14 protein-coding genes are annotated in these 13,770 nt (G+C 47.0%); 9 read left to right on the forward strand and 5 right to left on the reverse strand.

What is annotated here, in order from left to right:
• Positions 1 to 278: 278 nt before the first annotated feature.
• The 8 genes from WCX19_RS08440 (at position 279) to WCX19_RS08475 (ending at position 7,226) form a co-directional block, all read left to right on the forward strand.
• Positions 279 to 4,007 (forward strand): SIR2 family protein, encoded by a 3,729-nt coding sequence (locus WCX19_RS08440; protein ID WP_373007089.1) that lies wholly within the window; start codon positions 279 to 281, stop codon positions 4,005 to 4,007.
• Positions 4,008 to 4,262: 255 nt separating this feature from the next.
• Positions 4,263 to 4,418: an antitoxin AF2212-like protein gene (locus WCX19_RS08445; RefSeq protein ID WP_373007091.1), complete on the forward strand. Its 156-nt coding sequence runs from the start codon at positions 4,263 to 4,265 to the stop codon at positions 4,416 to 4,418.
• 220 nt (positions 4,419 to 4,638) lie between these two features.
• Positions 4,639 to 4,767, forward strand: a complete 129-nt coding sequence (locus tag WCX19_RS08450) for a hypothetical protein (RefSeq protein WP_373007093.1) — start codon at positions 4,639 to 4,641, stop codon at positions 4,765 to 4,767.
• A gap of 441 nt (positions 4,768 to 5,208) precedes the next feature.
• A complete protein-coding gene (locus WCX19_RS08455) occupies positions 5,209 to 5,766 on the forward strand; it encodes a helix-turn-helix domain-containing protein (protein WP_373007095.1) in 558 nt (185 codons plus the stop codon).
• The gene (locus WCX19_RS08460) at positions 5,744 to 6,199 is read left to right on the forward strand and encodes a HEPN domain-containing protein (RefSeq protein WP_373007097.1); all 456 of its coding nucleotides are present in this window, start codon (positions 5,744 to 5,746) and stop codon (positions 6,197 to 6,199) included. The genes WCX19_RS08455 and WCX19_RS08460 overlap by 23 nt, the downstream gene beginning before the upstream one ends.
• A 99-nt stretch (positions 6,200 to 6,298) precedes the next feature.
• Complete coding sequence (locus WCX19_RS08465) at positions 6,299 to 6,424, forward strand: hypothetical protein (RefSeq protein ID WP_373007099.1); 126 nt, start codon at positions 6,299 to 6,301, stop codon at positions 6,422 to 6,424.
• A gap of 167 nt (positions 6,425 to 6,591) precedes the next feature.
• Positions 6,592 to 7,035: a 3'-5' exonuclease gene (locus tag WCX19_RS08470; protein WP_373007101.1), complete on the forward strand. Its 444-nt coding sequence runs from the start codon at positions 6,592 to 6,594 to the stop codon at positions 7,033 to 7,035.
• The gene (locus WCX19_RS08475; RefSeq protein ID WP_373007103.1) at positions 7,008 to 7,226 is read left to right on the forward strand and encodes a hypothetical protein; all 219 of its coding nucleotides are present in this window, start codon (positions 7,008 to 7,010) and stop codon (positions 7,224 to 7,226) included. Before WCX19_RS08470 ends, WCX19_RS08475 begins: the two co-directional genes overlap by 28 nt.
• A gap of 172 nt (positions 7,227 to 7,398) precedes the next feature.
• Here WCX19_RS08475 and WCX19_RS08480 read toward each other — a convergent pair whose 3' ends face one another.
• Complete coding sequence (locus tag WCX19_RS08480; RefSeq protein ID WP_373007105.1) at positions 7,399 to 8,262, reverse strand: RecB family exonuclease; 864 nt, start codon at positions 8,260 to 8,262, stop codon at positions 7,399 to 7,401.
• 403 nt (positions 8,263 to 8,665) lie between these two features.
• Here WCX19_RS08480 and WCX19_RS08485 point away from each other — a divergent pair, with 403 nt between their 5' ends.
• Positions 8,666 to 8,836 (forward strand): hypothetical protein, encoded by a 171-nt coding sequence (locus WCX19_RS08485; RefSeq protein WP_373007107.1) that lies wholly within the window; start codon positions 8,666 to 8,668, stop codon positions 8,834 to 8,836.
• Between the two features lie 631 nt (positions 8,837 to 9,467).
• Here the strand turns inward: WCX19_RS08485 and WCX19_RS08490 are convergent.
• The 4 genes from WCX19_RS08490 to WCX19_RS08505 form a co-directional block, all read right to left on the reverse strand.
• Positions 9,468 to 9,854, reverse strand: a complete 387-nt coding sequence (locus WCX19_RS08490; RefSeq protein WP_373007109.1) for a hypothetical protein — start codon at positions 9,852 to 9,854, stop codon at positions 9,468 to 9,470.
• A 483-nt stretch (positions 9,855 to 10,337) separates the two neighbouring features.
• Positions 10,338 to 11,558 carry a C45 family autoproteolytic acyltransferase/hydolase gene (locus tag WCX19_RS08495; RefSeq protein ID WP_373007111.1) on the reverse strand — a complete coding sequence of 407 codons (1,221 nt, stop codon included), beginning with the start codon at positions 11,556 to 11,558 and terminating at the stop codon, positions 10,338 to 10,340.
• 80 nt (positions 11,559 to 11,638) lie between these two features.
• Positions 11,639 to 12,814: a M23 family metallopeptidase gene (locus WCX19_RS08500; RefSeq protein WP_373007113.1), complete on the reverse strand. Its 1,176-nt coding sequence runs from the start codon at positions 12,812 to 12,814 to the stop codon at positions 11,639 to 11,641.
• Positions 12,815 to 12,938: 124 nt separating this feature from the next.
• The coding region (locus tag WCX19_RS08505; protein ID WP_373007115.1) for a serine hydrolase at positions 12,939 to 13,770 on the reverse strand (832 nt) is incomplete at its 5' end.

The raw sequence follows: 13,770 nt of genomic DNA on the forward strand, positions 1-13,770 counted from the left end.
GTAGAGACAGTGACTGATTACACGAGCGAGGCTGTTTCTTCATCAGAGTATTCTTTGGTGGTGTGGAATAGATTGGATCGATAGCGGTGTACTGCGAGGCGGGCAGGCAAATTTTGGAGGAGAGGGCTATCGAGGGGTGGCTGAACTTTACGAAAAGGGGGGGGTTTGGATGATACCAGTTCGATAATACAGTCATTTGGGAAAGAATTCGGAATGAAATTAATTTGTTTCAATAAGTATATTCCATTGAAAATCATTTCATCATTAAGGTCCATTTAATGTTTTATCCAATTACAGAGACGCAAGAGATCCCACAAGAGATTCTAGATGCTATCATTCAAAAAAAGTTGGTCATTTTTATTGGAGCTGGTGCATCAAGAGTTATCGGTTGTAAAGGATGGGCAGAATTAGCAGATAATTTGATTGAATTATGTTTTGAAACACCAAAAAAGATCCCTTCGAATGGATCCCTTATAACCTATAAAGAGCGAGAATCATTAATCAAACTTGGAGATCCGAAAAAAATTATTACAATTTGTGAAAACATTTTGAAAAATAATGGATATCCAGAAAAATATATTCAGATTTTAAAAGAAGCATTGAAAGAAAAAGAAGATCTCCGTCTTTTACGCGATATTTACAAAGAAATTTTTGGAATTCAAGCAATATTCGTAACAACAAATGTGGATACACATTTGCATAAACAATTTGATCCAAATCTCGATTTAACAAATATTGTTTATAAAGACGCCTCATTTGATCCTAAAAAAATTGACTTATCAAAAATTTATCAAATACATGGTACTATTCTTGATCCTGGTTCATTGGTTTTCACAGTTTCTGATTATTTAAAACGCTATAATAGCGATTCGATTAGGAAATTTCTCGAAGAAATATTTTCAAATTATGTAATCCTTTTCATCGGGTATGGATTAAGTGAATTTGAAATTCTTGATTTTTTAGTGCTAAAAAATGATCCGATTCAAAATCGAGAAAAAAAACATGGGCGACAGGAGAGATATATCGTTCTACCTTTTTCTACTGGCGAAGAAAATATTCGAGAATTTATGAATTATTATTACAGTGCTTTTGGGATAGAGGTCATTCCATATGCAATCGATAGAAATGGACCTAATCAGCTTTATGAATTTATCAAAGACTGGAACTCTCAAATTCAAAGTAAAACACCAATCATTATCGAATTAAACAAAAAAACGGATGCGATTCTAGATCAATTCGATCCTGAAAAAATACAAGAGTTATTTGGATCTCTTAGACCCAACTCTCCACAGGAGATTTATTTTCTTTCTCAACTTGGAAAAATTAAAAATCCCCAGGATTGGTTTGGAATTCTCAAAGAAAAGGGGTACTTTGATCCAAAGAATAATCCTAAAGGGATTGAGGCTCAACGACGCATATGGTTAATATTAATTTATTTGGAAAACTTCTCTAGTTACATAATTTCTCATCCAACTGAAAGTGGGTATACCTCACTAATGGGAATAATCGACACAATTATTGGCTATAAGGATGAGGCCGGCCAGCGAGTTGAAAATGATTATACAGACTACAAATTATTTTGTATCATCTTTTCACTGCCTCCGGAAAGAATTTCAAATAAATATTTTGATTACTTCAGGGAATGTCTTAAATTACAAAATTCGTGGACGTTAATCTCATCTGAAATTTCTCAAAATGTAATAGGAAGATTTTTGAAAGAAAATAATCGTGATATCACATTAAAATTGATTGACATCATTTTTGATTTCAAAGAAGGATCTGATTCGGCTTTGAATCGGATACAGTCATTGTTATACGATAATTCCATTCAAGAGTATTATTTATTTGAAATCCTTGAAAAATTTACAGACGAAATTATTCGAGTTTGTGGAGATGCTGCGTTTAATGTGGCACTTAAAAAAATTGAACATATTATTGAGATTCACCCGCAGTTATTAGAGTATTATATTATAAGAGGGATCAATGCATCTTCAAAACCTGCACAAAATGCAAGTTATCCTTCTTTGATGGTGCAATTCATTGGAAATTTTTTGACCAAGTCCGAATCAACACAAATTAAACCGATAATTGAAGATTTCATCGGCAGAGATCATTCAATTTTTAAACGGCTTGCCTTGAGCACAATTAATCACAATTATCCTGATTTTAAAGATATTTTTTGGAATTTTAAAGGAAATCTCTTCGACATTTATGAAATTAAATCAGAATTGTATACTTTATTAGATAACAATTGTCCCTCATTTAGTATTTCTGATATAAATAAATTAGTCGCGTGGATAGAATCAATGGATTTCTCTAACGTATCCAATAGAAATATTGATCCTGAGGAAATTAAGCGGTACAAGGCTCAATCCAAGAAAACTTGGTTATTCGCATTAGTAAAAACGAAAAATCCTGAAATCCTTAAAAAAATCGATGAATATAACAAAATATCACCAGAGGAAATTACATCACCTGTAAAAGAGGATACCGCGTATGCACAGTTTGTGGATATAAGTCCAATTGAAGAAGAATCTGAATTTTTAGAAATGTCAAATGAAGATATCGTAAAATATCTCAATAATTTTAAAAATGAAGGCTTTTTAAAACCTACTAAAGTTGGATTAGCTGAAACACTGAAAAGTGTTGTATCGTCCAAACCAAAAAAATTCACAGACAATATTTACCCATTTCTCTCAATTCAGAGAGTCTACATCCGCTCATTTCTTTGGGGCTTCTTAGACGCATGGAGGTTAAAACAGGATGTAAATTGGGCAGTCATTTTAAATTTTATTTTTGATTTACTTCAATCGAAAGAAATTTGGTTGGAAAGAACTTCTGACGAAGAAGATGATTACAAATATGAAATTATCTTAGTTGTTTCAGATTTAATCCACGATGGAACAAACAATAATGAACATGCGTTCAGTTCAGAATTATTGCCCTTATCAGAAAAAATTCTCTTATTGCTAATTGAACAGAATGACTCTGAAATTTCAAATACAGACAATTTAATTCAAACCGTAGGAAACTCTCCAAAAGAAAGGATTTTATCAGCGATGATAGGTTATTCTTTGAGACATTCATTTATCGAAAAAGAAAAAGGCGGGAAGATCCAGTGGAATACTACAATTAAGAATTTTTTCACCGCTCATCTTGATCCATCAATAGATGTGTCAATGGACTTTCCCTATGTACTTGGAAAATATCTAAGGCACATCGTATTTTTAGATAAAGACTGGGTTAAAGAAAACCTCACCAGAATATTTCCAGAAGACAATCAAAATCGCTGGAAAGCGGTCATGACGGCATACTTGTTCTTCTCACCACAGTTAACAAAAACATGCTTCAATCTGGTAAAGGAGAGCAATAATTATTCAAGAGCCCTTCAATTTAATTTTACTGAAGATTATATCGAGGAACATCTCGTTTGGCATATTGCAGTCGCATATCTAGAGTTGGAAGAAATCATTGATGATGAAAAAAGCCTCATAGCACAATTATTGAAAATTGAATCAACGAGAAAGATCGAAATTCTTATCCAATTCATTTGGATGCATAGAAAAGAAATTTCGGCGGAAAAGAGGAAATTAGTTCAAAAGTTATGGTTTAAAATTGTTGAAATTCTCAAGCCTCACGAATTAGATCCACAGTATACCAAAGTGATAATTAGTTTGTTACGATGGATTGAATATATTGATGAGTTTGATTCCAAAACAATTGAATTATTGAAATTTTCAACTAAACATATGGTTTTTGGATATGAATTTTATCATATACTTGATAATTTCATAACATTTGCACAAAAATATCCCAAAGAAATTGGTGAGATTTTCATTGAGTGCATCAAATCCGGAAATATCCAATATCACGATGAGAAAAAAATGATAGAATTCGTAAAGCTTCTCTACGAAAAAGGTGCCAAAGACAATGCAGATATCATTTGTTGTAAGTTTGTCTCAAATGGATACTCTTATTTGCAAGGGATCTACTTAGAAAATAATTGATCGTTTAACCGGTTAAATGTTTCAACCCCTCCAAATCCCATATTCGATCTCACCCCTATCAGCCAGATTATTACAGTGGACGCCCGCCCGACCCCTGAAGAGGTCAGGCAGGCCGTATCAGATGCCAAAAAATTTATCGGACGCATGGACCTGCTCCTGAAAACTCCGCGTACACAAATCCTATAATAATTCCCGAACAAGACCCAAGTATACTAAAAGGGTGAACCGGCATGGTCAGGGCAATTGAATGCATCTATGAGGACAATATTCTATAAACCGGTTGGAAAGATCCAACTCAAAGAAGGTGAGCGGATCCGGGTGACCATCGAGAAGAAACTCAGCTTTGAGCCTATTCGTCTCAAAAAGAAAATTACATCGGATCGCATCAGTGCTCTCCGGGATGAGTCATAGACCTCTTCCCGGATACTTCTATTATTATCCCACGAGCACACATTCGCAAAACCGGCAGCTCATACACTCCCTCAAGACCGGGCCGGGAAATACCTTGTCCTCCCCGTGTTCCTCATCGCAAATTTTATGTGTATTAACTCCAGGAAATATCCGTTTTAAAAACTCTCCTGAACTCCCAAACCCCCAACCCCAAATACAATCCCCTCCAAAATTATCCCGGATGTTCCTCTTTCTCGACACCGAAATCACCGGCCTCCCAAAATACTCCGCAACAAACGACCCCATCGAAAAATGGCCCCGGGTCGTCCAGCTCGCATGGGCGCTGTACTACAGTGACGGGGAATCGTGAGAGCCGGAACAGTTTCATCATTTACTCGGACGGACTTTTCCATCCCCATGGACTCTGCCCGGATTCACGGGATCACGACCGGGTGGGGGGTGCCCCCCTTATAAAAAAAATCATGGGCGGGGGGTGATCCCCACTCGCAAGCCAAAGTGGGGGAGGGGGTACCCCCTCACCCCCCTCCCCCCTCCGGCCGTTTCCGGCACGCACGCTCCGTCGAGGACTCTACGCGAAATGCAGGATTGTGGCGCTGGAACCGGAGGGGGGTACCCCCCACCTTCACGCACACAAGGGGAGGGGGGTGATCCCCCACCGGGAAAAAAGATGATGGGGGGTAGGGGGATCACCCCCCTCCCCCATGATCGCGAGCGGGTTATCGTGGGCAAACGTTTGTTCACGGATCGCAAACATTTTGTTCATGGAGCGTGAACCAATAGTTCAGGGACTATGAACGAACGACTGCATGATCTCTCTGCGCTCTTCCGGACCAGGGAACGTATCACCCTGCTCAGGGCAGCCCTCCTCGTACCGGCATGCACCGTGCAGCAGATCGCCGCAAAGACCGGGTTGTCAAAAGGCCTTGTCTCCCCGTACCTTGCCCTGCTCGAACACGAAGGACTGCTCGAACGGATCGACCGTACGTACCGGCTGAAGTTTTCCCCGGTAACGGTTGCGGTAAAACGACTACTTAATACCAATCTCGTCGCTGCCGCATTCAAAAAACCGGCATGGGCATCCGGCACCGGGATCTACGGGAGCTGGGCTCTTGGGACAAACACGGAGGAGAGCGATATCGACCTCTGGGTATACGTAAAAACCCTGCCATCTGGTGTGATGGTCGCAGAACTTGAGCGGGAGGTATCTCGTGCAGTTTCTGCCGAAGCTCATATCCTGGTCCTGACAAACGAGAAAATGGCCGGGCTCAAAAATACTGATGAACCGTTTTACCGGTCATTTGTAAAACAATCGATCACGCTCGAAGGTGAATCCCCTGACACGTCTTGACGAATGTTACGAACGCGGACTTTTGCGAAAGGTTGCACCTTCAAACGAGAAGGCGGTGCAATCCCTTGCACAGGCCCGCGAGTGGGTGATCGAGGCCGGGTATGACTGCGATGCCGGTGCGGTACGGTCTGCACTGATAGCGGCATACATGGGATATTTCCACGCGGCCCGTGCAATTATCATCCGTGACGGAATCCGGGAGAAAAGCCATTACTGCATTGGCGTGTATCTCGAATCCTACCGGGAAGCAGGATTGCTGGAAGACGAATGGGTACTACAGTTCGATCACATGCGGGGCTTACGGCAGGACGATCAGTACAGCCTGGATGCCCGCCCGACCCCTGAAGAGGTCAGGCAGGCCATATCAGATGCCAAAAGATTTATCGAACGCATGGACCTGCTCCTGAAAACTCCGCGTACACAAACCCTATAATAATTCCCGAACAAGACCCAGGTATACTAAAAGGGTGAACCGGCATGGTCAGGGCAATCGAATGCATCTATGAGGATAATGTTCAGGAAACCGGTGGGAATGATTCAACTTAAGAAAGGTGAGCGGATCCGGGTGACCATTGAGAAGAAACTCAGCTTTGAGCCAATCCGTCTCAAGAAGAAAATTACATCGGATCGCGTCAGTGCTCTCCGGGATGAGTCATAGTCCTCTTCCCGGATACTTCTTTTATTATCCCGCTCCTTATCGAGACCGATACGACACCGAAGGCCCGGGATTTTCCACCAGCATCAGGAGCCGGTAATGCGACCAGTTTAATCCGCTACACACTGTGTAGCCAACCCCAAATACCATCCCCTCCAAAATTAACCCGGATGTTCCTCTTCCTCGACACCGAAACCACCGGCCTCCCAAAATACTCCGCAACAAACGACCCGGTCGAAAAATGGCCCCGTGTCGTCCAGCTCGCATGGTCCTTATACGACAGCGACGGGATCCCGGAAAGCCGGAACAGTTTCATCATTTACCCGACGGACTTTTCCATCCCCATGGACTCTGCCCGTATTCATGGGATCACGACCGGGCGGGCAAAAGCCGAGGGTGTGTCGCTCTATAAGGTGCTCCCGCAGTTCAATGCCGATGTGGAGAAGGCGGAAACGGTCGTTGCCCATAACCTTGATTTTGACCTGCCGATGTGGAGAAGGCGGAAACGGTCGTTGCCCATAACCTTGATTTTGACCTGCCGATTGTCACGACGGAATTTTTGCGGTGCAGTCTTGAGACCGGCCTTTTGGACAAACACTACTTCTGCACCATGAAAACCCCGCAGGTTGTCTCCTGGTGCAAAATTCCCAAGGCCTCCGGGAGAGGATACAAGTGGCCGACTTTAAACGAGCTGCACCTTCAGTTGTTCCAGGAAGAATTCACCGGCAGCCATAACGCCGGCGCCGATGTGGAAGCCTGTGCGAGATGTTATTTTGAATTGAGGAAGAGGGGAATAATCGAATAAGGGAATCCTAAAAAAATCAGAAATGGTGAATGTGAACTCCGGATGATCCTTAAACAGTTCTTCGATCTTCCGGATTGATGAGATAAGCGCTTCCCGCAGGAATTCATAATGTATTCAATTGAATAAAAAATGTATTCGTTGTTCGAGCCGCGTAAAAACAAAAAAAATATTCTCACGGCCTGCCGGTTGCCGCCTCCGGGCACACTTCCGCAAACTTACAACTCAAACATTCCCTCATAAAAGGCCGGGCCGGAAAATCCCCGTACTCGTACGAAGCGTTCATCGCCGCAAATTCTCTTGTAATCTGGTCCCGCACATCCAGCAACTGCTCCTCGTAGAACGCATACGGTTTTGTCGCGCCGGTCTTTAAAAAGACAAGTTCGGTGCTGACCTCATCGGCACTCCTGTGGTAGAATTCCGTTGCCCAAAGCACGTAGGCCGCCATCTGGAGTTCGGTCTCGTAATCATCGTCGTCTTTCCCGGTCTTCCAGTCGGAGAGGACAATCGTACCATCCGGCATTTTCGCGGCAAAATCCACCTTGACCGTTACCTCAGCGTCCCGGATGCTGAAATGATCGAACTGCTCGTGACGCAGGCATTCCCGTGGCGCAAACTCCGGCCATTTTGCAAAGAAGGTTTGGAGACAGGTCCTGCCGTTCTCCAGGATGTACGTAAAGAACGAGTCCGGGACCTTCTCGCCATTATGGTACTCGGTGAAAGTCTCGCCGCCCACGTTCCGGTACTGCGAGACTTTTTTGGCAAAGACATTTTCTGCCTCGAAAAGATTCATGGGTTTTTTGTCGCAGGCAAGTGCGATCTGCTGGTCAATGATATCGTGGATGAGCTGGCCCTGGACAACAAATTTTGACGTGAAATTCTTGAGCCACCGGATCTTTTCCGGATTAACAACCGCCCCGGTCTTCACGTATGGCGCGATGTATTCGTAATAGTACTGCCGCTGGCACCGGTTCCAGACCCGGTGTTTGGTAAAGGACCAGGTATTGATTTTGAAAAAGAACGGGTCCAGCTCTGTCATAGGTGTCCGGTAGAAGGGGAGGTCAAAAATAGGTTTCCTTTCATTTCAGCAGCTCTGTGTTCTTTTTTTAAAAATCTTCAAGCTCATGACCCGATCTTATTTACTCATCCTCAGCAACTGATTCAAACTTTTTCCTGCATGAGCGCAAGGTGGCGATAAATCTTCGTCGGAGATTTTGCAAATTATTGAGGGTCGGCTGTTTTTAAGCGCGAAACCATACCGGATCTTTTTTTATCCTCACCCATTGAGTCGTTCTTTTTTTTAATCAGCAGTTGGCGATCCGATTTTTTTGCAGATGTTCTCCCACCATTACAGTACGTAATTTCACCATCCGGGCCATTTGCTATCCCCGATATATTTATTACTACCCTGAAGAAAAGTGGAGATCACGGGAGAAATTCTCATGCGTGAAGCTAAACAAACCGATGTCTTAAAAAATCTTGTACTGTTCATTGTTGCCCTTGCCATTGTCGCAACTATCCTCGTCCTTGCCTGGTATTTTGGTGTAGAAATGCCAGCACAGAAGGCGTTGCTTCATGCCCCTGAAAACTTGTGCTCGGGTTGGTACTGCTGACCGGATGCAAACCGATTGTCAATCTTCCCGATCCCGCCTTCAATGAGGTCCCGTGAAACGGTTTGCGACTTTATCAGATTTTATCAACGGTGATCTCCTGAGCCCGGTACCGGCAGACGAGGGGTGCCGGGAGATACGAGGAGATCGGAGTCAGGCAGGAATTCCGGGATCTGTGACGAGATAAATGCCACAATACCATCTTAATTACTTTTGTGAAGATAAGAGCAGACCGCAGTTTCACGGCACTCATGTCCGTAAAGGGAAAATGGTCAGGACTACTGAGCCTATCATTGGTACCGCACTTTGATATCGGCAACCGTATAGTGATTGGGTTCGTTCTCATGAAATCCCGGGAGTGAATGCTCCTGCCATACAGGGCGTCTTTTGCTTCTCCCTCTTTTCCCAAAAATTTCGCCAGTTTCTTTGCGGCAGGATAATTTTTCGTCACCCGAAATGAAGCCTGTACAGTCATGATATCGTGTCTTATTCCCAGAGTACCCATTAGGGTTTTGGATCCGGCACCCTCTGCTGCTGTCCCCGGTCAATCTTCGCGGCAGGTATCCTGAAAAATTCCCCCGGCCCCACTCCGTCTGTGCTACTAAAAAAACCCGTGGTGCGCAGGAAAAAAATTTTAGCACTGTGCCTGTTCCGGGACCCGGTTCCCGGCCTTCCTCTGCATCACCCAGCTTGCAATCCCATCAGCAAGTGCCCCATAGATAATACCGAAAATAAAGAGCATCGCCGCACCAAAATAATTGTGGGCAAACAAAGGAACAATGCAGAGCAGGAGGCTGAAAATCGCCCCCAGTCCCGCCCCCCGGATCACCGGGCGAAGGGGAATCCTGTCAGCAAACCCGATCACAAATCCCTGGATGATACGACCGTAGAGGATCATAACCAGGAACCAGGGTTCCGGTGTGATTCCCGGAGGAGCGGCTACGAGAAGGCTCCCGGCACAGTACAGGCCGGTGAGTATACCAATTCCCGTAGTAATCGCAATCCGCCTTTTCTGGACCATAATCTTACATCCAGATAAAGACCGGGGACGGGTAAAAGTCTTGCCTTTTTACCGGTAATACCGGCCGTAAGCTTACGGGTAACAGCAACCTGATAACGAACCTCAACATCCGGATAGATTCGCCGGACGTGGTGACCGGTGCGATCCGTTCCGTTGTGCAGGAGATCCGGGATCATCAGAGGGGGAATCCGGGACCGTAAAGAGATCAGATTTGCCTCTTTTAAGGGAATGCAGATCCCATTATCCGGTAACCGGTCTAAAGCGGCATATTTTTGGTACGCGGACAAGGCTGATTCCCGCTAATCGGGGCGTATTTTACACGCCAGGAAAAAAACAAGCGACCGATGTTTTTGCCATAACGATCGAAAATCGGGGCCGGGTAAGGCAATCAAAGGCTGAATTGGATAGGGATTGAAAAGTACTCAGTAACCGGAAAAAGAGAATTAACTGGCAGGTAGATTCACAAAAAACCTGCCGTCATTTTTAATTGCCAAACAGGGGAGCAAGTTCCACTTTCTGCCAGGGCTTGTCCATCACATTCATCCAGAGCGTCCGGGTCCTGGGTATGTAGACAACCTGGTGGTTGCTCGAATACGGGTTTCCCCCCAGATCCGAGTGACAGAACTTAGAACCGCCGTTCTCCATGCACACGTCGCGGATCTTCATCGTCTTCTGCGCATCGATCGATCCCTTTGCAACGTCTGCCTGGCGGAGGAGGTTGTTGTAGCGGGAGAACGAGTGTTCGGGAGGGGCAGGGAGGTTCCACGACGGGTCGATAAAATGGTTGGCCGCTGCAACAACCCCGTCCCCGGTCCTCTGCAATGTCCTGTTGGTAGACTTCTCGTATACGTACGCCCCGTTTGGTCCTGCCACATCCACGATCCATGCAAAATCCGGGGCGGTCCCGCGGATACCGGCGTCAAGTGCTTTTACGTCAGAGTAATCGAACATGAACCGGAAGTATTCCGTGATAAATTCCGGCCGGGTTTCCGGCGCGATATCCATCATGCCGGCGTTGTCATCGGCAATGAACAGCCCTTTGCTGTTCATAAAAGTCTCGGGCCGCGCTCCCGTGGGGCTCCAGGTTGCGACAGCGTTGCTGCCGTCCGTGGGGCGGTACACCGTAAGGACATACCATTTCGTTAACGGCTGCACCAGGTCGGCGAGGTCCCAGTTGCGGGAGACCACCATGGAGCCATCAGTCGTGTAGTTCCCCCAGGTGGCGAGGTACGAGCAGGAAGCCGGGGAGGTAGTCGGGGAGGAAACCGGTGCGGCAGTGAGCAGGTAGATTGGCCCGTACCAGAGGACAGCGATATCATCGGATGTCAGCCCCGAGGTCTCCGACATGCCGGTAAAGATCTCCTTTATCCGCTGCGGGTAATTCGCGATAACCGCCTGTCCGTCTTCCCGTATCGCTGCCTTTGTATACCCCCGGCTGATGAGGGTGTCCATGAGGAAGGTGTACTCTTCGTTGAGCTCGGTCTTCATCAGGCCGCCGTACTGCCGGCCCATCTCGCGGTAGGAGCCGGAGAGGACGATGACCGGATAGTTTCCGGCCTGGTACCTCTGCCCGCCTTCAAACATGGCGACAAGGGGAATGTCTGTTGCCGGCGTGGCGGCAAGGGACGGCACCTGCGGCAGGGGAAGTGCGCCGGCAGGGACGGCGAGGATACAGAGCAGGAGAATGAAGAGGCACAGTTTCATAGTAATTCCAATTATTATTCCGGTAAATAAATACCGGTGATTTGCATCCCGCAAAGCAGGGATGCCGGGGTAAAAAGTTTTCAGGGGAAACTGACCACGACGTCGTTTTCCATGAGCCGGTTTTCCTGCAGGATGGATTTGTTAAAGGATATCCCGGTTATGTTCTCCTCATCGAATCGTCCGGTCACGTTAAACGAGCGGTAGACGATAGGATAGCCCTCGCCGCCAAGGACCGACGGGTTGTCCGTGATAACCTGGAAATGGAGGTGCGGGGCGTCGGAGTTGCCGGTATTTCCCATGAGGCCGATCACCTGGCCTTCTGTCACGGTATCGCCCACTTTTACCCGGACCGAACCGTTGACCATGTGGCCGTAGCAGGCATATTTTTTGTTCCCGAGATCGATCACCACGCCGTTTCCGAGCGCAGAATCCACAGTCACCGGCGGTTTCTGCGTGGTGATCTCGATATCTTTTACCCCGTCGCGGACATAGACAACAGTCCCGTTACCGACCGCATAGAGATTCTGGCCAAAGCCATAATAGTCCCGGGCGATTGTCTCGTTGCCGGAGAAGGGCAGCCCGGTTACCGTGTCAAGGAGGATATAGTCCTGTGCGTACCGCTGGGGGACTTTTGTTACGTTTGCCATCGTGATCTGGGTGGTGACATGGTGGACGGTAGGAGATGTCGTCTCCATGATCGCCCAGCCGGGACCTTTGACAGGGGATCCGATAACAACCGGTGATAGATCTTTTCGCACGGTAACGTTGCCGCCCGTGACCACAAGCGGTGTAAGGCCCCCGGCCGTCCGGTTAAAAGTGACCCGGTGCGTGAGCCGGTCCGGTACGGTACCGGGGCTGACGACAAACCAGATCGAGATTCGGGGGTCCTGGAGTTTTACCGTGCCATTCTGTAGTTCAGCTGCGGTCGGTGGCGGGACCGATGCAGGATACGCGGTCCGGGCAAGTACCGACACGTTCGGGGAGTAGAGGACAGTTCCCGTATCCGCGTTGAGAACTTCTACGGTTTCCGGTACAAACGACAGGTTCTCCATACCGGCAAATTCCAGTTCATAGGCAATATTGATGCCATTCGTGCTCTCGACCGGGATAGGACCGAACGGGATGGTGATCGTGACTGGCAGGGTTGCCATGGCCGGTTGCCGGTCATCGGGGGCCTGCGAGGTCTGGGTGCATCCCGTAGCAATGATGACAGCAATGACAAATGTGATGAAAAGAAACGCGATCTTCCGGGACATGATGAAAACATCCGGAAATTGGTGTAACACCTGATAAATTCACTGATTTTTATTTCGCAACAGGCCGGGACAACCGTCCAAAACCAAGGGCTTGATTCATCGGGAAAAAAAGAGTTTTGCTGGCTCAGGCACGGGTAAACGGCCCGTAGTCACTGGACGTAAAGCCGGTGACAGTCCCCGACGAATTTGCGGCAAACGTGAGATAACTGACCGTATCGTCAGGATTCGGCCACGAGAGGTACCAGGTATCGTTTGTCTGGTGTACCAGGGTACCCGGGTATTTTGCCGGGCCGAGCAGAACGGTCATATTCCCGGCGTCCGTCCCCTCATTTATGATCATCGTGCCGTACAGGTTGCTTGAATACGACCCCGCAATCGCTGATACCGGGATTGTTGCAGGTTTTATTTCGGCCGGCATTTCCATGTTTTTCATGAGAGAATACCATCCCTTCTGGTTGAGTTTCTCTCGTGCCTGCAAATCGACACCGCTCCTCCCTATGTAGCGTTCGAGGAATTCGTCCCGTACGGCCTCGGGAAATACCGTCAGCTGCTTGTTTGCGATGACAACAAGACCGACCTTCTTATCCGGGATGAGGATCACGATTGCCCGGACGCCTTCGAGCGCCCCGTTCTTCTCGATGACCCGCTCACCCAGGAAAGAATACGCATCGCAGCCGAGGCAGACCGCACCGTTGGGATCTCCCAGTGGGCCGTCACGTCCGGCAACCATGCTTGCCGCATGGATGTCAGAGACGGTCTTTTTTGTAAGAACCTGCTTCCCGTCGACCGAACCGTCATTGAGCATCATCCGCAGGATCTGTGTCATGTCCCGGCCGGTGGAGACGACCTGGCCGCCGGCCGGGAACGCTGCCTCTTCGAGCGGGATGACGGTGACATTCCCCTCGCTGCCACCGTGGGCAACCACATGGTTGTCATCGAGGTACAGGGTTTCGGGA

Origin of the sequence: Methanoregula sp. (genome assembly GCF_041663825.1) — an archaeon.
In the GTDB taxonomy this organism is placed as follows: Archaea; Halobacteriota; Methanomicrobia; order Methanomicrobiales; family Methanospirillaceae; genus Methanoregula.